Genomic DNA, 24950 nt, shown 5'->3' with positions numbered 1-24950 from the left:
GTTGGTTCGTTGATTTGTTCGTTTTTCAATTCGACTAAATCTTTTCACTTTCAGCTTTTCACTTTCACTTTCACTTTCACTTTTCACTTTCAACTTTTCACTTTTAACTTTTAACTTTTAACTATATAAAAAACTACAACGACTTCGTTCGTCCACCATCAACAGGAACATTGATTCCATTTATGTATGATGCGGCGTCAGTAGCCAAGAAAGCAATAGCATTTGCAATTTCTTCTGGTTTCGCAAAACGTTTGGCTGGCACACTATTTTTCATTGCTGTACTTACCTCATCTATTGTTTTACCTGTTTTGGCAGCTTTGTTTTTGATGATTTCTGACAAACGTTCCGTAGCTGTTGCGCCTGGCAATACATTGTTTACCGTGATTCCAAATTGTCCAAGTTCGTTTGCCAATGTTTTTGACCAATTGGCAACTGCACCACGAATGGTATTGGAAACACCTAAACCATCTAAAGGTTGTTTTACAGAGGTAGAAATCACATTGATAATACGTCCGTAACCAGCTTCTTTCATTCCGCCAACAACAGTTTGCACTAATACATGATTGCATTTTAAGTGTTGTGTAAATGCACGTTCAAATTCGTCTAATTTTGCATTGAAAACTGGTCCGCCTGCTGGTCCGCCAGTATTGTTGATTAAGATATGAAACGCATGATTTTCTTTTATAAAAGATTCCACTTTTTCACGCAATTCCTCTGGATTTTGAAAATCTGCTATAATGTAACTGTGTTTTTGTCCTTTTGTAGTATCCAATTCGCTTACCACTTGTTTCAGTTTTTCTTCATTTCTAGCAGTTAAGGTTACGTTTGCGCCTAATTCGGCTAATTGCTTCGCTGCTGCTTTCCCGATTCCTTGCGTACTTCCGCAAACGAGTGCGTTTTTATGTTGTAAGTTTAGGTTCATTTTTTGTTGGTGTTGTTCGTTTATTCGTTTTTTGTTGATTTGGGTCTTTGGTCTTGGTAATTCGTTATTCGTTTATTCGTTTATTCGTTTATTCGAAAAAACACTTTTACATTTAAAATTTTACATTTAGCATTTCCTTTTCACTTTTCATTTCGATAGCTACGCTAGGTATTTTCAATCAAAATATATTTTGATTTTAATAATGCTCAATGCGGCGCACTTTTAACTTTTCACTTTTCACTTTCAACTCACTTATATTTTATACAAATATTCTTAGGTTCCGTAAAAAAACGCAATGCTTCCATGCCACCTTCACGTCCAACGCCTGAGTTTTTCATTCCGCCGAAAGGCGTACGCAAATCACGCAAAAGCCACGTATTTACCCAAACAATTCCTGCTTCAATTTTCTTAGACATATTCATCGTGCGATTCAAATTGTTTGTCCATAATGTTGCCGATAATCCATAGCGAACACCATTTGCCATTGCCAAAACTTCTTCTTCCGTATCAAAAGGCATCATGGTTACGATTGGACCAAATATTTCTTCTTGATTTACACGACATTGATCTGTTTGAACTTCAATAACTGTCGGTTCTAAATAGTATCCGTTTTCAAAACCTTCAACCGCAACTTTATTTCCGCCACATAAAACGGTTCCGCCTTCTTCTTTTGCAATGTCAATGTATGATTTTACTTTTTCAAGATGTGACTCAGAAACCAGCGCGCCAATATTCGTAGTTTCATCAAATGGATTTCCAACTTTTAATGCGTTTACTTTTTCTACAAAATCCGTTTTGAATTTGTCATAAATGCTTCTTTCAACAAATATTCTCGAACCACATAAACAGATTTGTCCTTGATTTGCAAACGAAGAACGCACCGTAACTTTTAACATTTCATCATAATCGCAATCAGCAAAAATGATGTTTGGGTTTTTTCCTCCTAATTCTAGCGAAAGCTTTTTAAACATTGGCGCAGCAGTTCTGGCAATATGCGCGCCAGTTGCCGTTCCGCCAGTAAACGAGATTGCTTTGATGTTTGGGTGTTCCGTAATTGCTTGTCCAGTTGTATGTCCTAAACCGTGTACAATATTCAAGACTCCTTTTGGCAAACCCGCTTTTGTGCAGATTTCGCCGAGTAAATATGCGGTCATTGGCGTGACTTCACTCGGCTTTGCAACTACTGTATTTCCTGTCGCTAACGCTGGCGCAATTTTCCATGTGAAAAGATATAAAGGTAAGTTCCAAGGTGAAATACAGCCTACAACTCCAATAGATTGTCGCAAGGTGAAGTTCATCGCATTGAGTCCAATACTTTCGTGCGCTTCGCTTGAAAATTGTGTGATTGCTTGCGAAAAGAATTTAAAATTACTTGTTGCTCGTGGAATATCAATTTGTGTGGCGAGACTTAACGGTTTTCCATTGTCTAACGATTCTGCGTATGCTAAATCTGGTAAGTTTTCTTCTATTAAATCTGCTATTTTGTGAAGGATTCTGCTTCGTTCATCTATTGTGGTAGAAGACCAACTTGGAAATGCCGTTTTTGCTGCTTGATATGCCGCTTCAACATCTTCCGCAGAAGAGTTTGGAATTTTCCCATAGATTTCTCCATTGGATGGATTGTAATTGTCAATCCATTCGTTACTTTTTGGTTCAACGTAAGTGCCGTTTATGTAGTTGAGAATCTTTTTCACACGTTTAAATTTTAATAATTTTTTGAAAGTTAATTATAAAATTGAGAACGTGTGTAACCACTTCGTTCTCTCATTAAAAATTTTAATCATATACTTTTGGAAAGATATTTTTAAAATTTATGAATTTTCGCTTCATTCTAGTATTTTATTGCTTTTTATACGCCATTACTTTGATTTCCACCACCAAATCTGGGTGTGGCAATTGATGTACAGCAACTGTAGTTCGCGTTGGTCCAGTTTCTTTGTCAAAGAATTCTCCGTACGCTTTGTTGTAACCTGCAAAATCGTTCATGTTGACAAGAAACGAAGTTACATCTACGACATCTGCCAAACTTGCGCCTACATTTTGTAAATTTTTTTCAATATTTTTTAAGACTTCACGCGTTTGCGTAGCAATATTCAAATGTTTTGTGCCCATTTCGTCAATGATATCAACGCCAGCAATGGTATTATCTGGTCTTCGCGAACTTGTGCCTGATACAAATATGAAGTCGCCCGCACGTTTTGTGTGTGGATATGCGCCTCTTGGTGTTACTTTTTTTTCTTGCATTTTTTATTATGTGTTGTTTGTTTATTTGGTTTTTCGTCAATTTGTTTACACTGAGCGGAGTCGAAGTGTTGATTTGTTGTTTGTTGTTTGTTGTTTGTTGAAAATACTTTTTAATTTAAAATTTATAATTCAACATTTATAATTTTATAAGGCTTCCGCGAGATCTAACAATTTATAAATCGTTTTCCAGTTTCTGGTGGTTGCTCGTGTTTTGAGTTTGCGTTCAAAGAAATTGTTTGTGAGTTTGGTGCGTCCAAAACCAGTTGGGCAGTCTAAATATATTTCTGAATTGATAATTTTGAAACGATCACCTTTACTGTCTATTTCAATCGTAGTCTCTTCGGGAATTCTTGCCAAGAATGTGATTCCTTGTTTTGAAATATCAGCTTCCGCAAATGGATTGTTTGCAATTGCCGTTTTCCATTGATCGATTGTTTTCACTAACACAGGAACTTCATAATCATATTTTTTTTTGATAGCTTCCGCGATTTGACTTCCTAATTTTTCTTGATTTTGTTTCGCTGCTTTGAAGACTACATTTCCACTTTGAATATAGGTTTGCACATCTGCAAAACCGAGTGTTGACAATAGTGTACGGAGTTCTGCCATTGGTAATTTTTTACTTCCTGAAACGTTTATTCCGCGTAAGATGGCGATGTAAATCATGTTGGTTGGTTGTGTGCGTTTCAAAGATACATTTTTTTGGTTGGATTGTGTGTTGTGTGTTGTGTGTTGTGTGTTGTGTGTTGTGTGTTGTGTGTTGTGTGTTGTGTGTTGTGTGTTGTGTGTTAATTTATTCTTTTTTTTGATGTAATCTATAAACTGATAAACTTTTAAACATATAAACTTCAAATTTGTTATTTGTTATTTGTTGGTGTTGGGTTTTGTACTATAGAAAACTCAATACTCAATTCTTTTTTATATATGTAATCTTTGTGCTATTTTTATGGAATAAGTTTGGAAGTGAATCTCAATTTAAAAAATCTTTCATCAAAAAAATAAAAAACAAACATGGGATTATTTTCATCTGAATGTAGTAATTGCGGAAGTAAGGAACATGCTTCTAGTACCTGTCCGCACGGATTATTTTCAAGTAAATGCAGTCATTGTGGAAGTAAAGATCATGCTTCTGGAGATTGTCCACACGGATTATTTTCAAGCAAATGCAGTCATTGCGGAAGTAAAGATCATGCTTCTGGAGATTGTCCACACGGAATATTTTCAAGCAAATGCAGTCATTGCGGAAGCAAAAATCATGCTTCTGGAAATTGTCCGCACGGAATATTTTCAAGTAAATGCAGCAATTGTGGAAGCAAAAATCATGCTTCTGGAGATTGTCCGCAAGGTTTATTTTCATCTAGTAGATCTTCTTCCTCAAATAAGAAATCATTTTTTAACGATACAAGTATTTTAGGCATATCAATAAAATTGGGACTTATTGCTTTTGCCATTGCTATTGCATTGACAATTTTGACAATTGCTTTTTTATTGGCTCCAATCGGATTGTTAGTTTGGTATCTCATTAATAAAAGAAAGAATCGTTGGCTTGCTATTTCAGGAATTCTGATTGGACTTTATTTGACATATGATACGTTTTCTAATGGTTTAATTACTGGTAACATGATGAAGATGCAAGCTTCTGAAGGAATTTATATTTCTTTGGTATATTTTATAATTACCGTTATAATTTCGGCATTATTGTTTGATAAATATGCTACAGAAAATATGTCTTTGAATTTGAACGGAAATTTTTTCATCAAGAGAAATCGTATAGAAAGAAGAAAAATAATTATTGGAATTGTCATTGCAATCATCGTGTTGTATGCGATTTTTATTTGAATCCTAATTCTGATTAGTTCGCGAGAATATTTAGGTGTTTCCTCGAACCAAAACCATCTTATTCTTTCTTGCCACGAATTCACGAATGTTTTTGATTATATTACGAGAAATATTAATGTGTGTGTTTAATCTAAATGAATTTTAACCATTAGTATTTTTCATTCATAAAATAATAAACTCATGAAACGAGCATATTAGAAACGTTATCATCTAAAGGAATGGTTAATAGCGAACAACATGTGACCGTTGAAAAACAAAATAAATAAACTCATGAAACTAAACCTATTATCGTGTGATGCGCAACGACCAGATAAAAGAGCGATAGCCAAATGTATTTCAGAGGTTTCACTTAGTATTGGTGAATCTTTAGCCAACGAACTTACAGAAATTCTCTTGGAAGGAGATGCCGTAGATATTGAGGTGGACGACAAAAATTCTGGTTCTGCTTTGAGAGCGTTGCGAAAATTAGATATTGACTATGAAATTATTGAATGATTTCAAAAATAATATAATTGAGTTATACACTTAGTTCTTTATTGATAATCAATTGGTTAACTGCATATTCCATGCTTAAAAAGCTAAACTCTTATAAAGATTATCCTTTAAATGGCATTAAGCAAAATTAAGTGCCTGATAATTATAACTTTATACAATTACTTAAGTGTATAACTCAATAATATAAATTCACTTTTTTCTTTTAAATTTACAAGCAACTAACGAATTAATAACTACACGTATACATGACATCATATTCTATAAGTGAAATCAATACTATTGTCAAAGGCGAATTAATAGGTGATACAAGCCACAAAATTGAAAGTCCAGAGGAATTACAAAAAGCAAGCAACAATCAAATTACATTTATTGGAAGCCGAAAGTATGTGAAGCTTTGGGCAGATTCAAAAGCTTGTGCGGCACTTGTAAGTTCTAATTTGGATGTTGAACCTGGCGACAATCGTGCTTTGATTAAAGTAGAGAATGTCGATTTAGCAATGGCAAAGATATTGGAATTTTTCAATCCGCCAGCACCTGTTTTTGACACAGATATTCATCCAACTGCCGTGATTCATGAAACTGCAAAGATTGGAAATGGCTGTAAGATTGGTCCAAATTGTTATGTAGGGAAAGATGTTGAGTTAGGAAACGAAGTCGTTTTATACCCAAATGTATGTGTTTTTGATGAAACTATAATTGGAAATCATACGATTGTTTGGTCTGGAACTGTAATTCGCGAACGCTGTATTATTGGAAGCCATTGTATTTTTCATACGAATGTAAGTATTGGAGCTGACGGATTTGGATATAGACCAAGTGAAGATGGCAGAGGACTTGTGAAAATTCCACAGATAGGAAATGTCATTATTGGACATTTTGTTGAAATCGGCGCAAATTCATGTGTAGATAGAGCAAAGTTTAGTTCCACTATTATTGGTGATGGTTGTAAGATTGATAACCTTGTACAAATAGCGCATAATAGTGTTATGGGACGTTCATGTATTATGGCTGGACATAGCGGACTTGCAGGTTCTGTGACGTTAGGCGATGGCGTTATTATTGGCGGAAGCGCTTCTATTAAAGATCATACTACGATACATTCGGGCGCAACGGTTGCGGCAGGTTCTGGAGTAATGAATGATGTAGAAGCAGGAAAAACGGTGTTAGGATATCCTGCACAAGATGCCAGATTGATGCTGAAACAATGGGCAACTGTGAGACGATTGATGAAAGACCAATAGATTTTCTTTCTTAATGTGTTTAGATGATTGTTTTAAACTTTTAAAAGAGTTTGCTTGTTACGCATTGTATAGGTTTTGCCACGAATTCACGAATGATTTTTGTTGGATTACGGGAAACCTCATTGTGTGTGTGTGAGTTTTGTTTTACTTTTATCGGAAATAAATAGGAGTTTTGAGTTAAAATTTCTTTTATACATAACATAGACAACAATAAAAGAGAAATAAAAGAACAAGAATTAAACTGAATGAATAAACAGCCAAAACCAGACTCAAAAAAATATACGGACTTAATATCCGAAATACAAAAAGGACAAATTAAAATTCCAAAATTCCAACGAGATTTTGTTTGGAGCATTGATAAAACAGCAAAACTTTTAGATAGTATTTTAAAAGGTTATCCAATTGGAACTTTCATTTTGTGGGAAACAAACGAAAGATTAAACGATATTAAAAATATTGGAAATCTTAAATTACCACCTATTCCAGACGACATAAAAGTTCAATATGTTTTAGATGGACAACAACGAATCACATCTTTATACGCAGCATTTTTAGGTGCTTCAATACAAAAAGAAGGCGAAAAAAAGATTACGGATTACGGTTCAATATTCGTTGATTTAGAAGGAGATATTAACAATAACGATGAACAAATCATAGTATCAGAGAAACCTGAGTCTAAGAGTATTTCGCTGAAAAACTTACTAAATTCTAAATACAGTGATTTAAGAGAGAGTTATTCTAATGACGATATAGATAAAATTCAAGAATATAAAGAAACTTTTACTTCTTACGATTTCTCAACAGTTGTACTTCGTAAAGAAGATATTGATTCTGCAATCGAAGTCTTTACTCGAATAAATACAGGCGGACAAACATTGACTTTATTTGAAATAATGTCTGCAAAAACTTATGATGAGGAACAGAAATTTGATATGCAAGACCGATTTCAAAAATTACTTAAAGAACTTGAAGTCAGCAAATATGACACAATTTCAAGCACAGTAATTCTAAATGTTTTAGGTCTAATATTAAGTAAAAATAAAGAGTGTAAAAGAAAAGTCGTTTTACAATTAGATAAACAGCGTATTATTGACATTTGGGACGATGTTATTTCAGCACTTAAAGAAAGTATTGACTATTTCCGTTCAGTTTATAGAATTCCTGTATCAACACTCTTACCTTATGATGCACTTTTAGTTCCTTTCAGTTATTTCTTTTACTATCAAAAAGAAAAGCCAAAAGGGGAACAAATAAAATACTTGCAAGAATTTTTTTGGAGAATTTCATTATCGTTTAGATATTCAAGTTCAACAGAATCTAAACTTGCTCAAGATATTAAAAGAATCGATCAAATTTTAGATGGGAAACGACCAAACTACGATGAATTAAAAGTCTTTTTAAGTTCACCAAGAGATTTAATTGATACAAATTTTAGTGCAGGAAACAGCTATTGCAAAGCAGTTCTTTGTTTATTAGCCTATTCCGAACCAAAAGATTTTCAAGATAACGGAAAAGTTATTCTTGATAATTCTTATTTAAAAATGGCAAATAGTAAAAACTATCACCACTTTTTCCCTAAATCATATTTAAGAAAAAAAGGGATTGGAAACGAAAATAGTATTGTAAATATTACTTTGGTTGGAGCAGGTTTAAATAAGTATAAAATTAAAGCAAAAGCACCTTCAATTTATATTCAAGATTTTTTAGATGAAAATGATGAATTGAATAAATCTATCAAATCTCACTTAATTGAAAATATTGACGATTTTGGTATTCATAGTGATGATTATTCTGTGTTTTTAGAAAAGAGAGCTACTTCCATTTTTAATGCTTTAAAAAGAAGAATAGAATTAACAAATACGGAAAAAGTAGAGGACACAGAATTAAAAGAATTAATCTTAATCGGAGAAAATGAAAAGTTGGAAATGAAATCAACTTTACGCTATGATTTGAGACAAAATATTATAAATAAAAATTTAGAATATGTCATTGCTAAAACTATTTCTGCGTTTTTAAACAGCGAAGGCGGGATTTTAATCATCGGAGTTGATGATGATGGAAATGCATTAGGACTTGAAAAAGACATTGAAACCTTTTCTAAAAAAGATGTAGACGGTTTTGAATTGCATTTAAGGAACATTATTAAGAAACATTTAGGTTCAAACTTTGAAAAGCATTTAAAAGTATCGTTTCCAATAATTGATGAAAAAACAATTTGTAAAGTGAAAATCCTAAAAAGTGGAAAACCTGTGTTTGCGAATTTTGAGGGAAAAGATAGTTTTTACGTCCGAAATGGGAACTCATCAATTCCGAAAAACAGAGAGGAACAAAGTGAGTACGAAAAGCTACATTGGAAATAATATTTTCCTAAAAAAACCATTTAAAAATAACTCTAATTTTTCAATCAACAATCAAATCATCGCAACAACAAATTCACATTCACTCTATACAATTTCCCAATAGGAGTCAAGTGTTCGCCAATTAAAATTCGGTTGCCTTCAATGCTATGAATTCGTTTTATAGCGACAGCGAACGACTGATAGACTTCTAGAAAATCTCTGCTTAGTCGTTATAAATTTCTAACTTTGTTGTAACATTACATCAATTTATATACTTTATAAAATGCTTCCGTGGAAAATTAGATATAATATATTCAAAGTCAATCTCATTATGGAGTTTGAATATTTCAAATATAGAATCAAAACATTTTTTGGGTTTAAAACAATAGGGTTTGAGGAACCTGTAAGCCTTGTTGCGTTTAAGTTGTTGAAAAAATATAAACTCTCTAAATTCTCAATGGGAATTTCCAATTACTCTAAAAATTTAAACACTATTAATCTTGACAAAGCGCATGGTGCTTCTTTAAGGATTAACAGAGATAATCATCTTTCTATCATTTTAAATCCTAAAGAAAACAATTAAAATTGGTTATAGGAGAAAATATGAGCAGTTACATTAATGAAGCTTCAAAACAAAAAATAGAAGATGAAATGATTCAATTTGTACAAAAAAATGAAATTCTTGCAGGATTGGAAATTGGTATGAATAGGATAAATAAACGCATCATTCTTTAAAACGTTTATTAATTTCCGTAACTTGAAATCATCCAAAATCTAAAGACATGAGCGAATTAAAAAAAGAAGATATTAAACAAGAAGTTTTTGATTTGTATGACGACTATGCACACAATAAAATTGGGCGACGTCAATTTGCAAAACGACTTTCTTTGTATGCCGCAGGAAGTATTACTGTTGGTTCATTACTGAGTTTTATGTCGCCAAATTATACAACGACTTCCGAAGTTTCAAAAGATGATGCTCGGCTAGATTCTGAATTTATCACGTATAATTCTCCAAAAGGTGGCGGAAAGATTAAAGGACTACTTTCTTTACCCAAAGATATTTCGAAAAAAGTACCTGGCGTCATTGTTGTTCATGAAAATAGAGGCTTAAATCCGTATATTGAAGATGTCGGAAGACGCACAGCATTAGATGGTTTTATAAGTTTAGCACCAGATGCATTATCGCCACTTGGCGGTTACCCTGGAAATGACGACGACGGAAGAACGATGCAGAAAAAGCGTGACAAAAATGAAATGTTGGAAGACTTTATTGCTGCATTTGAATATGTAAAAAATCACCCAAATTGCAATGGAAAAGTTGGCGTTGTTGGTTTTTGTTTTGGCGGCTGGATTTCGAATATGATGGCTGTAAAACTAACCGATTTGGCGGCTGCTGTTCCTTTTTATGGAAGACAACCAAGTGATGAAGATGCTGCAAAAATTACAACTCCTTTGTTGTTACAATATGCCGAATTGGACACGCGCGTGAATGCAGGTTGGGAAGCCTATGAAAAAGTATTGAAAGCTAACCAAATAGATTACAAAGCACATTTTTACCCGAATGTAAATCACGGGTTTCATAATAATACAACGCCACGTTATGATAAAAAAGAAGCAACGTTGGCTTGGGAACGAACGATTGCATTTTTTAAGGAGAAGTTGGTGTAAAAAATTCATAAATACAAATCATGGGCTTCGAGTGGCTTCCTACAAAAAATTACAAACGACATTATATCTGTCTGAAATGTCAAAAAGGATTTAAACGTGCTTCAAAAGAAGACATGAAAAACCCTGTGAATGATGATTTTTCAAATTTAATAAACGAATATTACGAAACTGCTTCAAAAACTGATATTGTAAAATATATCAATGCAAGACATCAAAAAATAAAAGTTTCCTGTCCGCAATGTAAAAATGCAATGCTTCAAGTTCACTACGATTTTGAAGTTCCTTCGCAACGCGATACAAAATCATGGAAACACTTGCGTGAAACTTTACAAACCACCATTGATTACGAAACTTATATGCAATGGCATCGAATCAAATTACAAGAAACACCGCCAAATACGCCAGAATATAAGTTGTTGAAACTGAATTTGGAGAAGTTGATAAACCATGTTACTTCTAAAAAAAATAGCTAACACAAAACTCATATTTATAGGCTAACAAAACAATTCACTTCTTTCATATTTGTTATCTTTGGCTTTTTCAAATTCCCTTGAAACTTTTAGCATGCAAAAAGAAATCAATACAAAAGACATTACATTTTATTCTCACAAAGCCATTGGTATCGCTACATTTATTGGCGGACCAATAGCGGCAGGTTATTTAATTAGAGAAAATTATAAAGCGTTAGATGAAACTCAAAAAGGAAACAATGCGCTTATCATTTCAATTGTTGCAACGATTGCACTATTTGCGTTAATTTTTTCTATTCCTGAACATATTATAGAGAAAGTTCCCAAAATGATCATTCCTACAATTTATACAGGTTTTACCGTTTTTTGGGTTGAACGCAATTTTGGCGATATATTCAAGCAACATGAAGAACATAAATACAACTTCTTCTCACGATGGAGAGCTGCCGGAATTGGTATATTATCCTTAATTGTTTTAGGAATTGGACTTTTTGGAGCTATTTATTTATCTACTGATTTTGAAGCTGAAAACTTATATGATACTAAAATTGAACAGTTTGTAAAGAACGAAGAAGAATCTTTAGTCTTTTACGATCATATTGAAACTGGAAATCGTTTTTCGCTCATTGCTGAATTGAATGAAAAAGTTATTCCTAAATGGGAAGAAAATATCGAAATTATAAAACAAACCGATACGATAAAAAACTTACCGCGTGAGTTTATTGAACAAAATAAAAAACTAATGCGCTATTGCGAATTGCGTTTGGAAGTATTCGAGTTATTTAAAAAAACAATTAATGAAGATACTGATAAATATACCGCGCAAATTAGCTTTCTTCACGCGCAAATTGATGAGCAATTAAAATTATTAAATTAGTTTTTTGATCGAAAGTATATCCTATAAATCATCACTGAGAGAAAATGGTTTTGCTCATTAAACCATAAACAACGGCGTGTATTACATTTGGAATTTAGTTCGAAAAAATTGGCGAATCCGTTGCAATGGCAAGAATACAATATATGAAGTAATGACAGTTTAAATATTCATATGTTAATTTTTCGTAAAAGCTTAAAGTATTTTCTTATATTGCACATACCCAAATTGATATTAATTGCCTACTATGAAATTCAAAAGTCTCCTGCCTGCCCTGCTGGTTATACTTTGTATTAGCTGTGAAGCGACTCACAAAACGCATTCTCACTCGCACGTATCTACCCACACAACCGACGTTATATTTCCTATTCCTATCGGATTTGTCAATGATTTCGATAATATTCTGTCAGATGAACAGGAAGCCAATTTACTAGAATTGGTGCAACAACACGAAGCTAAAACATCCAATCAGATTGCAATTGTTACACTAACTTCCATTCAAGAATATAGCGGATTGGAAGAATACTCATTAGATTTAGCAAACAACTGGAAAGTTGGACAAGAGTATAAAAATAATGGCGTTTTAATTGCGTTATACATGAAAGATCGCCGTGTTTGGATTCAAAATGGCGACGGAATTATGGAAAAACTCACGGATGATGAAACACTACATATCATTAATAACGTGATGGTTCCTGAGTTTAAAAACAATGATTATTATACTGGTTTTTATAAAGGAATTGAAGGGATTATTGAAGAGTTAGAGTAACTTATAAAAGTCTTTTTTAATGCTTCTCGATAATTATACTAAAAGTGATAGATTCAATTTTCCACTTACTGCTTTAATATAGTATCATTCATTTCAAAGTAGGTTTTTAAAATTGTTCTTCAATCAAATTCAACATTTTACAACTTCGCAAACGGCATTAATTCAATTACTTAGAAAATAAATTCAAAAAAATTAGCCTCTTTACGGAAATCCGTAAAGAAAATAAAACAGATCACAATAAGTTTGTAATTGACTAATCAATAAGAATAATCAATTATGTTATTCCTAAAAAAACCTTGTGATCTTATGAAGAAAAATCTACTTTTCTTACTTATATTTTTAATTACTACTATCGGATTTGCTCAGAAAAAAACAGTTGCCATATCTACTTTTGAATCAACTGGTAGTACTTCCATTGAAAGTCAATATATTAAGGCAATTGAAGACAAAGTAAAAGCTGCCATTAAAAATACCAATCGTTTTAAAATCGTTGACAGAGGAAACTACAAAAAACTACTTGCAGAAAGAGAATTTCAAAAAAAAGAAGAATTTATAGACGGTAAAGTTACTGCGGAGAGTTCTTTTGAAGGTGCTGAACAAATTGTTACAGGAAGTATAAATCATATAAGTTTTACCCGAAAAACTTCTAAAAGTTCTATGCATTATGTTTGTACTATTTCATTCTCCTTAGAAGTTATAGATATTGCTACAGGTAAAGTTATTGCTAGTGAACTGATTGAACCAAAGCAAACTTTTTTAGGAGGTCTTGTAAGTACTTATGATACAAAAACACCTAATAAAGCTTTTTTTAATTCGTTAAAAGGAACTCAAAAAGCAATTGATAAGTTCGTTGCTGATAATTTTCCTGTAACTACACAAATTATTGAAATTACAAAAGCATCTTCAAGCAAAGCTAAAATGTTATTAATAAACACAGGAAATATTAATGGCGCTAGAAAAAAACAGGAATTTAAAGTTGTTGAACTTGTAAAAGTTATTGTGAATGGAAAAGAGTTGATCCGAAAAAAAGAAATAGGAACTATTAAAATTACTAATGTTGAAGGTGAAGAAATTTCAGAAGCAAAAGTTACTAAAGGTGGCGACATGATTTTGGAAAAGTTCAACGCAGGCGCACAAATCAGATGCTACTCTCAAAATTAATAACTATGTATAGAAAAATTATAATTCTAATTGCAACTGCTTTATTCGTTACAAATTGTGGACAAAAAGTATACACGCCATTGACGGCTGAGGCAACAGTTTTAAATGAACAAAAAAACAAAACCTTAGAAGTTAGAAGCGTTGGTTATGGAAATAGTGAAAACGAAGCAATCGGTGACGCAGAACGAAAAGTGTTTGAACTTATCTTTTTTAGAGGTATTCCAAATACGAGTATAGAAAAACCAATGGTTGGTGCTAATGAAAACTCATTAATGTCACAACACAAAGCATATTTTGATTCCTTTTTTAAAGATAGATATCGCTCTTTTGTGATGAGTTCTTATGTAAGTTCTCCTTATAAAAGAAGGGACAAAGTGTTTACAGGAACGAATGATATAAAAATTAATATTCTATCCTTAAAAAGAGATTTAGAAGAACGAAAAGTTATTAGAAAATTTGGACTTTAAAAGTATAATCCATTATGAAAAAATACATTTTAACTCTTGTCTTTATTGTTTTAAGTTCTAATTTAAAACTGCAAGCGCAAGAAAAAGTAACGCAAGTACAGCCTACCATTATGATAATTCCGTGGGTTAAAGATGGACAAGACATTCGGACAATTTTAGAAGACGATTTTAATAAGCGAATTGCAATTGCAAAAGTTAAAGAAGCTTTTGATGATAGAGGTTTTACAACGTACGATTTTACACAAAAGTTAAAACAAGCCATGAATGAAATGGCTTTAAAATCAGATGAAAAAACAGATTTAAAAGCAGAAATTATTCGACTGTCTGGCGCAGATATCATTATAGAAACGGAAGTATTTGTGCAAAAATCTTCTACCGGAAATTCTGTAAAATTAATTCTGGAAGGTAAAGATTCATACACCGCACAATCACTCTCCAATAAAATAGGTGAATCTGGCAAATTCTATACCGATGATATTGCAAAATTATCAAAGAAAGCTGTTGAAAGTTGTATTGAAGATTTTTTAAATACCATGAACGACAAGTTTAGCGGTATTATTGAAAATGGTCGTTCAATAAGAATCAATATTGGATTTATTGAAGATTCAGAACATAACATGGACTCCGAAATAGGTGATGAAGGTGATTTACTTTCTGATCTTTTAGAAGAATGGATGGACGTAAACGCACATAATAACAACTTCCACATACAAGGTGTAAGCGAAAATACAATGGTTATTGACGATTTTAGAATTCCGCTGAAAGATCCAAAAACGGGAAGAAATTATAGGGCAACAAAATTGTCTAGTAAATTAAGAAAATATATAAAAAATAAATTAGGCTTATCCGTTAAACAAGGGAAACGTAGTGAAGCTGAAGTTAATATAATAATTCAATAATTATGATTAAAAAAATATTAATGTTCGTATTGATTTTAGTATCAAATACAATTCACTCACAAAATACAGATGCGGATCTAAATTCGATTTCTCTATCAGTTGTATTGCCTGATAATTCAGAATATTTAACGCAAAGAACAGTATCTAAAATAGAAACAAAAATTCAACATATTGTTACTAGAAATGGAATTTCAGGAAGTGGATATTCTAATGAATTTTTAATCTATCCAAAATTTGAAATATTTGACGAATCTACGGTTACCGGAATGCGAAATTTAGTTTCTCTAGAAGTTGAATTTAGCCTTTTCATACAACAATACAGCACTCGAAAAATATACGCTTCGTACTCAAAATCCTTAAAAGGCAGCGGCACCACAAAGCAAAAAGCACTGAACAATGCAATTTCAAAAATTAGTGCTTCAGATCCAAAATTAAAAGATTTTATAAAAATAGGAAAAGAAAAGATTCTCTCATATTACGAAAATAATTGCGATCAAATCACCAAAGATGCAGATGCGTACATACAAATGAAACAATATCAACAAGCAATTGCTATATTAAGCACTATTCCGAGAGAAGCAAAAAAGTGTTATGGAAATGTTCAGCAAAAATCTGTAGAAGCTTACAATGCATATCAAAAACAACTCTGTAAAGAGAACATTTTAACAGCAAAAACAAAATTAGCCAACAATGATTATAGTGGCGCATTAAATACATTGCGTTACGTAGATCCGAGTTCTCCTTGTGCAAAAGAAGCTGAAAGTTTAATTACGAAATCAGCTAGCAAAGTAGATGAAAAAGAGCGTAAAGAATGGAATCTGAAACTTAAAATGTATACTGATAATTACAATTTGAAAAAATATCGATTGCAAACTATCAGAGATATTGCAAAAGCTTATTACCAATCAAGACCACAAACAATAACTTATAAAAGTCTTTTTTAATGCTTCATTGTTTTCGCAACATTGTCTTCGTCTAAAATTTCGTTGGTTTCTGCTTGAACTTTTTTAAGAATTTCTTTTAAATCGCCCGTGGTATCAATTTTGTCGTCTGCAATTAGATTCAATAACGCTTTATCTTGCGCACGACCAATTTTCATGGCTTTGCTATATGGAATGTCTTCATTAAACGTTACCATTGAATATTTAGAGAAATAATCCTCAGGAAAGTTTTTTTCCAAATCCATTTCTAACTTACGCTTTTCTTTAAAGATCGGGTTCGCAACATGATCGCGCATTTCGTAGTAATTATCAATGGCTAAATCAGCAATCGCATCTGTATCTATTTTACGTGCTTTTTCAAAGGCTTTAAAAACGACTTCCCAATCGCCTTCATGCGCGTCCAAGACTTCGTTTAGGACAACAACATCTTCAAAAGACGCATTCATACCTTGTCCGTAAAACGGAACAATTGCATGCGCTGCATCACCTAGCAATAATGTATTATTTTTATACGACCAAGGTGAACATTTTACGGTTCCTAATGGCGCTGTTGGATTTTCGAAGTATTCTTTTGTCAACTCAGGGATCAACGGTACTAAATCTGGAAATTGTGCTTCAAAGAATTCTTGTACGCGTTCTTTTGTCGTTAAATTGTTGAAATTATATTCGCCTTCGTCATACGACAGAAACAACGTAACTGTAAAACTTCCATCTAAGTTTGGCAAGGCAATAATCATAAAGTCGCCTCTTGGCCAAATGTGCAATGCGTTTTTTTCTGTACGAAAACCACCAGATTTTGTTGGTGGAATGCTTAATTCTTTATATCCGTGACTTAAATAATTCTGCGAATAGCTGAATAAAAATTTGCGCTCCAAGTAATAACTTTTACGCAAAATTGAACCTGCGCCATCTGTTCCGAAAATTACATCTGCTTTTAGTTGTACTTCTTTTTTAGTATCGTAACAATAAAAAGTGGCAACATTTTCTTCAATATCAATGCCTGTACATTTTTTGTTGAATGTGATATTTACAGCTTCATGTTCTTCTGCTTCCGTTAATAAAAGCGCGTTTAAATCACCTCTGGAAATCGAATTGATATATTCGTCTTCACGACCAGAATAGTTAGACATAAACGTATTTCCTTCAATATCGTGTACCAAACGCCCGTTCATCGGAATGCACAAAGGCATAACTTTATCTGCAATTCCGACCATTTTCATGGCTTTAATTCCTCTATCTGAAAATGCTAAATTGATCGATCTTCCCGCAGAAATATCTACAGTTCGCAAATCGGGACGACTTTCCATTACAGTCACTTTGTAACCGCGTTGTCCTAATCGCAACGCCAATAATGAACCGCACAAACCTGCGCCAATAATGAGTATATGTTCTTTCTTCTTCATGTTATAAGCATTTTTTTAATTCGTCCACCATTCTATAAACATCTTCAAACGTATTGTATAATGGAACTGGCGCACAACGAATTACATCTGGTTCACGCCAATCGGAAATAATCTGTTTGTCTATCAGTTTTTGATGTAATGATTTATCAGCATTTTTGACTTGAATCGATAATTGACAACCTCTTTCTTTTGGGTTTGAAGGTGTAATTATTTTAATTCGATCTGTAGTAAGTTCATTGATTAAGTATTCAAAATACGCTGTCAACTTTTCAGATTTTTCGCGTAAAGCATCCATTCCAACTTCATTAAACATATCCAACGACGCTTTTATCGCTGCCATTGATAATATTGGCGGATTGCTCAATTGCCAACTTTCCGCACCAGGAATTGGATTAAAATCGTAACGCATGTTAAAACGCGTATTTTTATCGTGTCCCCACCAACCTGTAAATCGATTCAATTCTTTATTATGTGCATGTTTTTCATGTACAAATAAACCTCCTAAACTTCCAGGTCCAGCATTTAGATATTTGTACGTACACCAAGCCGCAAAGTCTACATTAGAATCGTGTAAATTTGGCTGAATGTTTCCTGCGCCATGTGCCAAATCAATTCCAACCATCGCACCTTTTGCGTGTCCGAGTTCTGCTATTTTTTTGATGTCAAGATATTGTCCTGTGTAATAATTTACGCCGCCAATCATTAATAATGCAATTTCGTCGCCATCTTCTTCAAGCAAAGCTTCCAAATCTTCCATACGAAGTAATTGTTCGCCTTTTCTTGGTTTCCATTCTAGTAATCCTTCTTTTGGATCGAATCCGTGAAATTTTAGTTGCGATTCTACTGCATACCGATCCGATGGAAATGCATCACTTTCAATGACAATTTTATATTTTGTTTTGATAGGTTGATAAAAAGAAACCATCAACAAGTGTAAATTCGTCGTTAATGTATTCATAATTACGACTTCAATTGGCTTTGCTCCTAGTATTTTCGCCATGTTTTCCGTGAGGAATTCATGATACGGCATCCAAGGATTTTTTGCATCAAAATGTCCTTCTACACCTAAGTTTGCCCAATCGTTCAACTCTTGTTGAATATAATTTTGCGTTACTTTTGGTTGCAATCCGAGCGAATTTCCACAAAAATAAATCCATTCATTGCCAGCGGCATCTTTTGGAATGTGAAATTTAGTTCGGTAGCTTTTTAGAGGATCTATTGCGTCTTGCGATTTTGCATACGCTAATGTATTTTGAAACATGATGAATGCTATTTTTATCAAAAATACGGATTCCATTTTGGGTATGAAAAGATATTTTTCAAATTGTAATCTGTAATGGAATCTTTTTTTATTAATACTTTTGCACAAATTCAAGTAGTATGCATTTTATTCCAGAAGCTTTAGATGAATATGTTGTAAATCATTCAGAGAATGAACCAGATTTGTTAAAGGCGTTGACACGCGAAACGTATCAGAAAATTTTACAGCCACGTATGTTGAGCGGACATTATCAAGGACGATTGTTGAGTATGTTGTCTAAATTGATTCGCCCAAAAACGATTTTAGAGATTGGAACGTATACAGGATATTCTGCGCTTTGTTTGGCAGAAGGAATGCAACTAGAAGGCGAATTGCATACGATTGATATTAATGAAGAGTTACACGATTTTCAACGCAAGTATTTTGATGCTTCAAGTTATGGAAGTCAAATTTATCAATATACAGGCGACGCTTTAGAAATTATTCCTAAAATGAATACCACATTCGATTTGGTGTTTATTGATGCCGATAAGCCAAATTACCCTGCCTATTTTCATGCGATTATTGAGAAGATGAATCCGAATGGAATTATTTTGTCCGATAATGTTTTATGGAGCGGAAAAGTGATTGAACCTTTACAGAAGAATGATTTTTCTACCAAAGCACTTTTAGAATACAATGCACTTTTAAAAGAAGATTCACGTGTGGAAACCGTTGTGTTACCTATTAGAGATGGCTTGACGATTAGTCGGGTTTGTTAGTTTGTTAGTTTGTTAGTTTGTTAGTTTGTTAGTTTGTTAGTTTGTTAGTTTGTTAGTTTGTTAAAATTGCTAACTTATTGAGTAGCTTCCAACTATTTTTTGTTAATGTTTAAAACGTCATTTCGAGTGGTTTTTTGTAATGAAATGAAGAAAAATTGTATCGAGAAATCTTTTGAAACGAAGTATTTCTCGATACTAAATCGCTAGCGCAAGTTTGCACCTTGTTCCGAAAAACGGACTAAAAATATTCGTGTATTCGTGGCAAAAACATTCAAATGCTTACTGAGATCTCGTCCTGCGACGAGATTAGTTTCAAGATTTTTCTGAAAATCTTGAAACTAAAAAAACTCTTGCCTTGCGACAAGAGTTTCTCCCTATTTACTAAACTAAATATGCCAACTGTTCTATTGAACTGCTTGCAATGCGTCTATATTTCCATATCCGTACTGTGAATTTTTGTTTGGATAGAAATCTGCAGATTGCTTCAATCTGTTTAATACTTGTGTTTTTGTCCAGCTTGGATGTCTTGACCATACTAATGCCGCAATTCCTGCTGTAGTTGCAGTTGCTACTGACGAACCACCTACATAATCAGTTTGTCCGTTATAGTAACTTAATACTGGTGTTGTTCTGCTTCCATTACCATTACGCTGCATTACTATTGTAAAGTCTATTTGACTTCCTTTGTGGCAAATGTCACATTCTTTATAGTAATTAGCATCTGTTACTCCAGTTACAGCAACTGTTTCGCTCATTGATGCTGGAAATATTACTCCTACGAAGTTCGTAAAAGTTGTAGAAGTTCCACCTGCTGCAAAAATTAATTTTCCTCTATTATTTGCATATCTAACTGCATCCTTTATTCTTCCAATAGAAAAAATATGTCCAATAGACATTGAAATTACTTTTACGTCGCTTCTGTTTCCAAGAGCTGTTAGTGCATTTGCCACACCTTTTTGCTCATGATAACCATCTAAGAGTACATTTTTAGTTCCACGGTAGCTAATTAAGTTCGCGTTATATGCAACACCAACTGGCATTCCGTTGTTGTTTCTTGGTGCTGTTGCCACAGATGTCATACTTGTTCCGTGTCCACATTTGTCATTTGGTCCGTCAGTTCTTGACGACCAAGGCCACCATGAATCTACGTAAGTTCCATATTTCTGAACGTATCTTCCAGATGAATAACCATCATTAAAACTTCCGTTCATTAATGAGTTATTAGGTGTTAATCCAGTGTCAATCACTCCAATTCCAACACCTGAACCTGTACTGTAATTCCAAGCTGATGGAATGTTATGTTCGTAAAACGTCCAAGGTACTTTTGCGCCTGGCGCTACTGTTGTATAATCTCCTGAATTTAACGTTGAAGAACCATATCCGCATCCTGCGCCAGATTCTGTTGTTCCGGTTTGATGTAATTGGTATCTGTAACCAGCTGGCTCCATGTAACGAATTCCTTTTTGAGATAACAAATCTTGAACCGTTGCTAAGTCTTCAATTTTCACATCGATGATGTTTAGTTTTTCATCTTCATCAATTAAGAAATCGCTAGTTTTCTTTTGTCCGCCACCTTCAATAGAAGCAATTCTTTCAATTAATCTGTCTTTAATTCCACTTGCGTTAGAATTTTCTTTGTTGAAATCGTTCTCATTATCTCCATATCCTATGGTAAGAATTTGATCTCCATGAACAGTAGCACTCCATATCATGTGTGCGTCCATGTTTGACCATTCAAAATCTTCTCGACTTGAAATGGTTTCATTAATTTTTGCATTGATTTCTGTAGGTGTAAGTGGTGTACGCTGTACAAGTACAACGCTGTTTTCTTCTTCTAAGTTTTCGATGATAGGTGCATCGTTAGAACAAGAAATTACGCCTAAAGCCACCATAACTAGGGCTAATTTAAGGTTTAAATTTTTCATGTTTAATTGGTTATTGGTTTAAATTCCAACTAATATATCAATAAATTTGTAACTTTAGTATGCGCGCATTATAAATTCGATAAAATACAACTCCAATGATAATTCCAATAATAATTCCTGTTAAGATATCTGAAGGATAATGCACTCCAAAGTACAACCGACTGTACATAAAAAATAGCGGCCACATGTATAAATAGCGTATCCAAGAAAATACGTTCCTGAGTATTAAAAATAAATAAGTGGTTAAGGCAAAAGAAACCGTTGCATGTCCTGAGAAAAAGCTATAATTTTCAGGTTGTATGATAATATTGATGAATGGCGCTACTGTAGGATCGTTACATGGGCGAATACGTTCGACTCCTATTTTTACAATTTCAACTAAAAGTAAAGAAAAGAATAAGATGAAAAGTCCGTAACTTATAATGTATTTAGCTTGATGTTTGGGGAGTTTTTTATAAATTTTGTAGAATACAAATAGTAGTAATGGAATCCAATAGATGAAACTTGTAACGAAAACCCAAAAGACATCAAAGTGAATTTCGCCTAGGTTGCTTAGATAGATGAGTAGTTCTTTGTCGTATGTCAGTAATTCATTAAACATTAATGTTGCCTTTTAATAGGACCTGACATGTCTTCGATATCTTCTTTTACTTTGTTTATTTCTTTTTGAACGTCACCAGCAATGTTGGTATCTAGTCCGCTATCTTCCGCGCTTTTCTGAATTTCGTGCTTTATTTCGTTGGTTGCATCTTTTAATTGGCGCATTCCTTTTCCTAGTCCTCTTGCGATTTCAGGAATCTTGTCTGCACCAAACACCATAACTACAATTAGCATAATTACAACTATCTCTCCTCCACTAATAAATAATGCCATACTTTGTTCTATTATTCTACAAATATAAACAAGTAAATACTATGTTATAAAAAAACCAGCAATTAAGCTGGTTTTTTATGATTTTATTTTTGATAATACTATTTACTGCTTTATCTTATCGTCTTTAAACTTATTGAACTCCGTATTGCCTTCTTCACGTGGCCATACATTGTTTGAAGTATCAATATCAGCTGTTTCAAGTTTAGGATCTAACTGAATATTTTTGATTTCTTTGCTTGAAGCAATTACAATGGTAGCATTGTTGTCGTTCTTTCTCCAAATTTGAACTGGATATTTTACCGTTTCCTTAGTGCCATCATCATACGTACATTCAACAATAATTGGCATTACCAATCCGCCTGGTTTATTAAATGATACTTCGTAGAAATATTTAGGATTTTCTAAGTTCGCTCTTTCTGCTTCCGTAAAGTTATCCATTAAATATTCTTTTAATGATTCGTTTCCTTCTACATCTAATACTGCTTTTCCTTCGTTTTCTTTTTTGTAATCTTCATCATCTTCAGAAATATAATATACATAATTTTCACTTTCTGTGATACGAGTTCCTACTTGGTATTTTTTAACGCCTTCAATTCCTATGTCAACATAATCAGTTGTGTAAAACCAACCTCTCCAAAACCAGTCTAAATCGATTCCAGAAGCATCTTCCATTGTTCTAAAGAAATCTTCTGGACTTGGGTGTTTGAACATCCAACGTTGTGCGTAAGTTTTGAATGCGTGATCAAATGCTTTTGGTCCCATGATAGTTTCCCTCAAGATATTTAATCCTGTTGCTGGCTTTCCATAAGCGTTTGGTCCTAACTGATGTACATTTTCTGGATTTGACATGATTGGAGACAATCTATTTTGACTTCCTTTCATGTACGGAACAATTTTAGAAGGTTCTCCTCTACGTGAAGGATATTTTCCGCCGTTAGAAACCACAGATTCTGGATGCGCTTTTGCAAAATCTTGTTCTGCTAAGTATTGCATAAAAGTATCCAAACCTTCGTCCATCCAACCCCATTGACGCTCATCAGAGTTTACAATCATAGGGAAAAAGTTGTGTCCTACTTCGTGAATAATTACACTGATCATTCCAAATTTTACACGTTCAGAGTATTTTCCGTCTTCACTTGGACGTCCGTAATTCCAGCAAATCATAGGATATTCCATTCCTTGGTTTTTAGCGTGTACAGAAATTGCTTTGTGATATGGATATGTAAATGTATGATTTGAATATGTTTTTAATGTACTTGCTACAGCTTTCGTAGAATATTCTTCCCAAAGCGGATTTCCCTCTTTTGGATACATGGAAACTGCCATTACTTTTTTACCATTGATATCAACGGCTTGCATGTCCCAAATAAATTTACGCGAAGTTGCAAATGCAAAGTCTCTCACGTTTTCCGCGTAGAATTTCCATGTCTTCTTTTTTGTAGAAAAGTCTTTTTCAGCAGCTTTTGCTTCTGCCTGTGTTACAATGATTACTGGTTTATCGTATGATTCTAGCGCACGCTCATAACGCTTCATCATATCTTTGGTAAACACGTTTTTTCTATTCTGTAATTCGCCTGTTGCATCTAAAATGTGATCTGCAGGAACCGTAATATTTACTTCGTAGTTTCCAAATGGTAACGCAAATTCTCCACTTCCCCAAAACTGAAAATTTTGCCAACCTTCAACATCATTATAAACTGCCATTCTTGGGAAAAACTGAGCAATTACATAAGCGTAATTTCCATCTTTTTCAAAAAATTCATATCCTGAACGACCTCTGTTGGTTACATGATTATTAATATTATACCACCATTTGATGGAGAACGAAATTTTAGCTCCAGCTTTTAACGGTTGTGGCAAGTCAATACGCATCATTGTTTCGTTGATCGTAAATGACATTGGTCTTCCTTTTTCGTTTTTTATATAGTCAATATTAAAACCTCCGTCAAAAGGATCAACTACATAGCTTCCTACAAATTTTGAAGCTCTTTCTAAACGTGGAAAACTCGATCCATTTTTAAGTTTTGCTTGCGAATTTTTAGCGCGAACATTTTGATCAAGTTGAACCCAAAGGTACTCTAAATTGTCAGGGGAATTATTTGTATATGTAATGGTTTCAACACCATACATTTTCTTATTTTTATCATCAAGCTCAATATCTATTTCATAATCAGCCTGTTGCTGATAATATGCTGCTCCTGGCGCACCAGAACCAGTTCTGTACATGTTTGGAGTAGAGAATTCTTGATAGAGTTGTCTAAATTTATTGCTATTGATGTGTCCTTGGGGCTTCTTGTCTTCTTGGCTATCTTGAGCAAAAATAACGTTCGCTCCCATAATTAGAAAAGCGAAGATGTAGAGATGTTTACGTTTCATTTAGGTTTTTAAAATAGGTT

At 33.4% G+C, this 24950-nt stretch carries 25 protein-coding genes; 15 read left to right on the top strand and 10 right to left on the bottom strand.

The genetic code is table 11. The annotated features are described in order from the left end of the window. Positions 1-133: 133 nt before the first annotated feature. From IMCC3317_RS19360 to IMCC3317_RS19345, 4 genes are all read right to left on the bottom strand, one after another. Positions 134-922, bottom strand: coding sequence for an SDR family oxidoreductase (locus IMCC3317_RS19360; RefSeq protein WP_160131130.1), 789 nt, complete (start codon positions 920-922; stop codon positions 134-136). A 248-nt stretch (positions 923-1170) separates the two neighbouring features. Then, complete coding sequence (locus tag IMCC3317_RS19355; protein WP_160131129.1) at positions 1171-2616, bottom strand: aldehyde dehydrogenase; 1446 nt, start codon at positions 2614-2616, stop codon at positions 1171-1173. 145 nt (positions 2617-2761) lie between these two features. Further along, complete coding sequence (locus IMCC3317_RS19350) at positions 2762-3166, bottom strand: RidA family protein (protein WP_160131128.1); 405 nt, start codon at positions 3164-3166, stop codon at positions 2762-2764. Positions 3167-3310: 144 nt separating this feature from the next. Continuing rightward, complete coding sequence (locus IMCC3317_RS19345; RefSeq protein ID WP_228054854.1) at positions 3311-4018, bottom strand: DUF1697 domain-containing protein; 708 nt, start codon at positions 4016-4018, stop codon at positions 3311-3313. Between the two features lie 159 nt (positions 4019-4177). Between IMCC3317_RS19345 and IMCC3317_RS19335 the strand changes: the two genes are divergently transcribed. From IMCC3317_RS19335 to IMCC3317_RS19275, 14 genes are all read left to right on the top strand, one after another. Next, positions 4178-5005 carry a CCHC-type zinc finger protein gene (locus IMCC3317_RS19335; RefSeq protein WP_160131127.1) on the top strand — a complete coding sequence of 276 codons (828 nt, stop codon included), beginning with the start codon at positions 4178-4180 and terminating at the stop codon, positions 5003-5005. A gap of 270 nt (positions 5006-5275) precedes the next feature. Beyond that, complete coding sequence (locus IMCC3317_RS19330) at positions 5276-5500, top strand: hypothetical protein (RefSeq protein ID WP_160131126.1); 225 nt, start codon at positions 5276-5278, stop codon at positions 5498-5500. A 245-nt stretch (positions 5501-5745) separates the two neighbouring features. Continuing rightward, positions 5746-6741: a UDP-3-O-(3-hydroxymyristoyl)glucosamine N-acyltransferase gene (lpxD, locus tag IMCC3317_RS19325; protein WP_160131125.1), complete on the top strand. Its 996-nt coding sequence runs from the start codon at positions 5746-5748 to the stop codon at positions 6739-6741. Between the two features lie 245 nt (positions 6742-6986). Next, positions 6987-9101 carry a GmrSD restriction endonuclease domain-containing protein gene (locus IMCC3317_RS19320; RefSeq protein WP_160131124.1) on the top strand — a complete coding sequence of 705 codons (2115 nt, stop codon included), beginning with the start codon at positions 6987-6989 and terminating at the stop codon, positions 9099-9101. 310 nt (positions 9102-9411) lie between these two features. Beyond that, complete coding sequence (locus tag IMCC3317_RS19315) at positions 9412-9663, top strand: hypothetical protein (RefSeq protein ID WP_160131123.1); 252 nt, start codon at positions 9412-9414, stop codon at positions 9661-9663. Between the two features lie 20 nt (positions 9664-9683). Next, positions 9684-9815 (top strand): hypothetical protein, encoded by a 132-nt coding sequence (locus tag IMCC3317_RS23810; RefSeq protein ID WP_262887064.1) that lies wholly within the window; start codon positions 9684-9686, stop codon positions 9813-9815. A gap of 47 nt (positions 9816-9862) precedes the next feature. Further along, entirely contained in the window at positions 9863-10750 is an 888-nt protein-coding gene (locus IMCC3317_RS19310) for a dienelactone hydrolase family protein (protein ID WP_160131122.1), read from the top strand. A 20-nt stretch (positions 10751-10770) separates the two neighbouring features. Then, the gene (locus IMCC3317_RS19305) at positions 10771-11223 is read left to right on the top strand and encodes a hypothetical protein (RefSeq protein ID WP_160131121.1); all 453 of its coding nucleotides are present in this window, start codon (positions 10771-10773) and stop codon (positions 11221-11223) included. Between the two features lie 91 nt (positions 11224-11314). Next, a complete protein-coding gene (locus IMCC3317_RS19300; protein ID WP_160131120.1) occupies positions 11315-12097 on the top strand; it encodes a hypothetical protein in 783 nt (260 codons plus the stop codon). 244 nt (positions 12098-12341) lie between these two features. After that, the gene (locus IMCC3317_RS19295; protein ID WP_160131119.1) at positions 12342-12863 is read left to right on the top strand and encodes a TPM domain-containing protein; all 522 of its coding nucleotides are present in this window, start codon (positions 12342-12344) and stop codon (positions 12861-12863) included. 306 nt (positions 12864-13169) lie between these two features. Continuing rightward, positions 13170-14024 carry a CsgG/HfaB family protein gene (locus tag IMCC3317_RS19290; protein ID WP_160131118.1) on the top strand — a complete coding sequence of 285 codons (855 nt, stop codon included), beginning with the start codon at positions 13170-13172 and terminating at the stop codon, positions 14022-14024. A gap of 5 nt (positions 14025-14029) precedes the next feature. Beyond that, the gene (locus IMCC3317_RS19285) at positions 14030-14491 is read left to right on the top strand and encodes a hypothetical protein (protein WP_160131117.1); all 462 of its coding nucleotides are present in this window, start codon (positions 14030-14032) and stop codon (positions 14489-14491) included. Positions 14492-14505: 14 nt separating this feature from the next. Continuing rightward, entirely contained in the window at positions 14506-15390 is an 885-nt protein-coding gene (locus IMCC3317_RS19280; protein WP_160131116.1) for a DUF6175 family protein, read from the top strand. A 2-nt stretch (positions 15391-15392) separates the two neighbouring features. After that, complete coding sequence (locus tag IMCC3317_RS19275) at positions 15393-16334, top strand: hypothetical protein (protein WP_160131115.1); 942 nt, start codon at positions 15393-15395, stop codon at positions 16332-16334. Here the strand turns inward: IMCC3317_RS19275 and IMCC3317_RS19270 are convergent. Then, positions 16331-17734 (bottom strand): FAD-dependent oxidoreductase, encoded by a 1404-nt coding sequence (locus IMCC3317_RS19270; protein WP_160131114.1) that lies wholly within the window; start codon positions 17732-17734, stop codon positions 16331-16333. The two genes, IMCC3317_RS19275 and IMCC3317_RS19270, sit on opposite strands and share 4 nt — an antisense overlap. A 1-nt stretch (position 17735) precedes the next feature. Beyond that, entirely contained in the window at positions 17736-18995 is a 1260-nt protein-coding gene (gene kynU / locus IMCC3317_RS19265) for a kynureninase (RefSeq protein WP_160131113.1), read from the bottom strand. 119 nt (positions 18996-19114) lie between these two features. Here kynU and IMCC3317_RS19260 point away from each other — a divergent pair, with 119 nt between their 5' ends. Next, the gene (locus tag IMCC3317_RS19260) at positions 19115-19756 is read left to right on the top strand and encodes an O-methyltransferase (protein ID WP_160131112.1); all 642 of its coding nucleotides are present in this window, start codon (positions 19115-19117) and stop codon (positions 19754-19756) included. A 404-nt stretch (positions 19757-20160) separates the two neighbouring features. On the opposite strand, the gene IMCC3317_RS19255 is transcribed toward IMCC3317_RS19260, so the two are convergent. The 4 genes from IMCC3317_RS19255 to IMCC3317_RS19240 all read right to left on the bottom strand — a co-directional run bounded on the left by IMCC3317_RS19255 (position 20161) and on the right by IMCC3317_RS19240 (position 24930). Next, positions 20161-21681: a S8 family peptidase gene (locus tag IMCC3317_RS19255; RefSeq protein WP_160131111.1), complete on the bottom strand. Its 1521-nt coding sequence runs from the start codon at positions 21679-21681 to the stop codon at positions 20161-20163. Between the two features lie 37 nt (positions 21682-21718). After that, positions 21719-22282, bottom strand: coding sequence for a phosphatase PAP2 family protein (locus tag IMCC3317_RS19250; RefSeq protein ID WP_160131110.1), 564 nt, complete (start codon positions 22280-22282; stop codon positions 21719-21721). Continuing rightward, positions 22282-22554, bottom strand: coding sequence for a Sec-independent protein translocase subunit TatA/TatB (locus IMCC3317_RS19245; RefSeq protein WP_160131109.1), 273 nt, complete (start codon positions 22552-22554; stop codon positions 22282-22284). The genes IMCC3317_RS19250 and IMCC3317_RS19245 overlap by 1 nt, the downstream gene beginning before the upstream one ends. A gap of 102 nt (positions 22555-22656) precedes the next feature. Continuing rightward, positions 22657-24930 carry a M1 family metallopeptidase gene (locus tag IMCC3317_RS19240; RefSeq protein ID WP_160131108.1) on the bottom strand — a complete coding sequence of 758 codons (2274 nt, stop codon included), beginning with the start codon at positions 24928-24930 and terminating at the stop codon, positions 22657-22659. Positions 24931-24950: the final 20 nt, after the last annotated feature.

This window comes from Kordia antarctica, assembly GCF_009901525.1.
In the GTDB taxonomy this organism is placed as follows: Bacteria; Bacteroidota; Bacteroidia; order Flavobacteriales; family Flavobacteriaceae; genus Kordia; species Kordia antarctica.
Note: the sequence above shows the minus strand (reverse complement) of the source record. Positions and strands in the feature narration are given on the sequence as shown.

Excerpts from the sequence above, each read along its gene's own strand:
- IMCC3317_RS23810 (WP_262887064.1), top strand. The coding sequence starts at position 9,684 with ATGAGCAGTTACATTAATGAAGCTTCAAAACAAAAAATAGAAGATGAA.
- IMCC3317_RS19305 (WP_160131121.1), top strand. The coding sequence starts at position 10,771 with ATGGGCTTCGAGTGGCTTCCTACAAAAAATTACAAACGACATTATATC.
- lpxD (WP_160131125.1), top strand. The coding sequence starts at position 5,746 with ATGACATCATATTCTATAAGTGAAATCAATACTATTGTCAAAGGCGAA.
- kynU (WP_160131113.1), bottom strand. The coding sequence starts at position 18,995 with ATGTTTCAAAATACATTAGCGTATGCAAAATCGCAAGACGCAATAGAT.
- IMCC3317_RS19300 (WP_160131120.1), top strand. The coding sequence starts at position 11,315 with ATGCAAAAAGAAATCAATACAAAAGACATTACATTTTATTCTCACAAA.
- IMCC3317_RS19280 (WP_160131116.1), top strand. The coding sequence starts at position 14,506 with ATGAAAAAATACATTTTAACTCTTGTCTTTATTGTTTTAAGTTCTAAT.
- IMCC3317_RS19320 (WP_160131124.1), top strand. The coding sequence starts at position 6,987 with ATGAATAAACAGCCAAAACCAGACTCAAAAAAATATACGGACTTAATA.
- IMCC3317_RS19260 (WP_160131112.1), top strand. The coding sequence starts at position 19,115 with ATGCATTTTATTCCAGAAGCTTTAGATGAATATGTTGTAAATCATTCA.
- IMCC3317_RS19360 (WP_160131130.1), bottom strand. The coding sequence starts at position 922 with ATGAACCTAAACTTACAACATAAAAACGCACTCGTTTGCGGAAGTACG.
- IMCC3317_RS19290 (WP_160131118.1), top strand. The coding sequence starts at position 13,170 with ATGAAGAAAAATCTACTTTTCTTACTTATATTTTTAATTACTACTATC.
- IMCC3317_RS19295 (WP_160131119.1), top strand. The coding sequence starts at position 12,342 with ATGAAATTCAAAAGTCTCCTGCCTGCCCTGCTGGTTATACTTTGTATT.
- IMCC3317_RS19310 (WP_160131122.1), top strand. The coding sequence starts at position 9,863 with ATGAGCGAATTAAAAAAAGAAGATATTAAACAAGAAGTTTTTGATTTG.
- IMCC3317_RS19350 (WP_160131128.1), bottom strand. The coding sequence starts at position 3,166 with ATGCAAGAAAAAAAAGTAACACCAAGAGGCGCATATCCACACACAAAA.
- IMCC3317_RS19255 (WP_160131111.1), bottom strand. The coding sequence starts at position 21,681 with ATGAAAAATTTAAACCTTAAATTAGCCCTAGTTATGGTGGCTTTAGGC.
- IMCC3317_RS19245 (WP_160131109.1), bottom strand. The coding sequence starts at position 22,554 with ATGGCATTATTTATTAGTGGAGGAGAGATAGTTGTAATTATGCTAATT.
- IMCC3317_RS19270 (WP_160131114.1), bottom strand. The coding sequence starts at position 17,734 with ATGAAGAAGAAAGAACATATACTCATTATTGGCGCAGGTTTGTGCGGT.
- IMCC3317_RS19335 (WP_160131127.1), top strand. The coding sequence starts at position 4,178 with ATGGGATTATTTTCATCTGAATGTAGTAATTGCGGAAGTAAGGAACAT.
- IMCC3317_RS19250 (WP_160131110.1), bottom strand. The coding sequence starts at position 22,282 with ATGTTTAATGAATTACTGACATACGACAAAGAACTACTCATCTATCTA.
- IMCC3317_RS19285 (WP_160131117.1), top strand. The coding sequence starts at position 14,030 with ATGTATAGAAAAATTATAATTCTAATTGCAACTGCTTTATTCGTTACA.
- IMCC3317_RS19275 (WP_160131115.1), top strand. The coding sequence starts at position 15,393 with ATGATTAAAAAAATATTAATGTTCGTATTGATTTTAGTATCAAATACA.
- IMCC3317_RS19330 (WP_160131126.1), top strand. The coding sequence starts at position 5,276 with ATGAAACTAAACCTATTATCGTGTGATGCGCAACGACCAGATAAAAGA.
- IMCC3317_RS19315 (WP_160131123.1), top strand. The coding sequence starts at position 9,412 with ATGGAGTTTGAATATTTCAAATATAGAATCAAAACATTTTTTGGGTTT.
- IMCC3317_RS19240 (WP_160131108.1), bottom strand. The coding sequence starts at position 24,930 with ATGAAACGTAAACATCTCTACATCTTCGCTTTTCTAATTATGGGAGCG.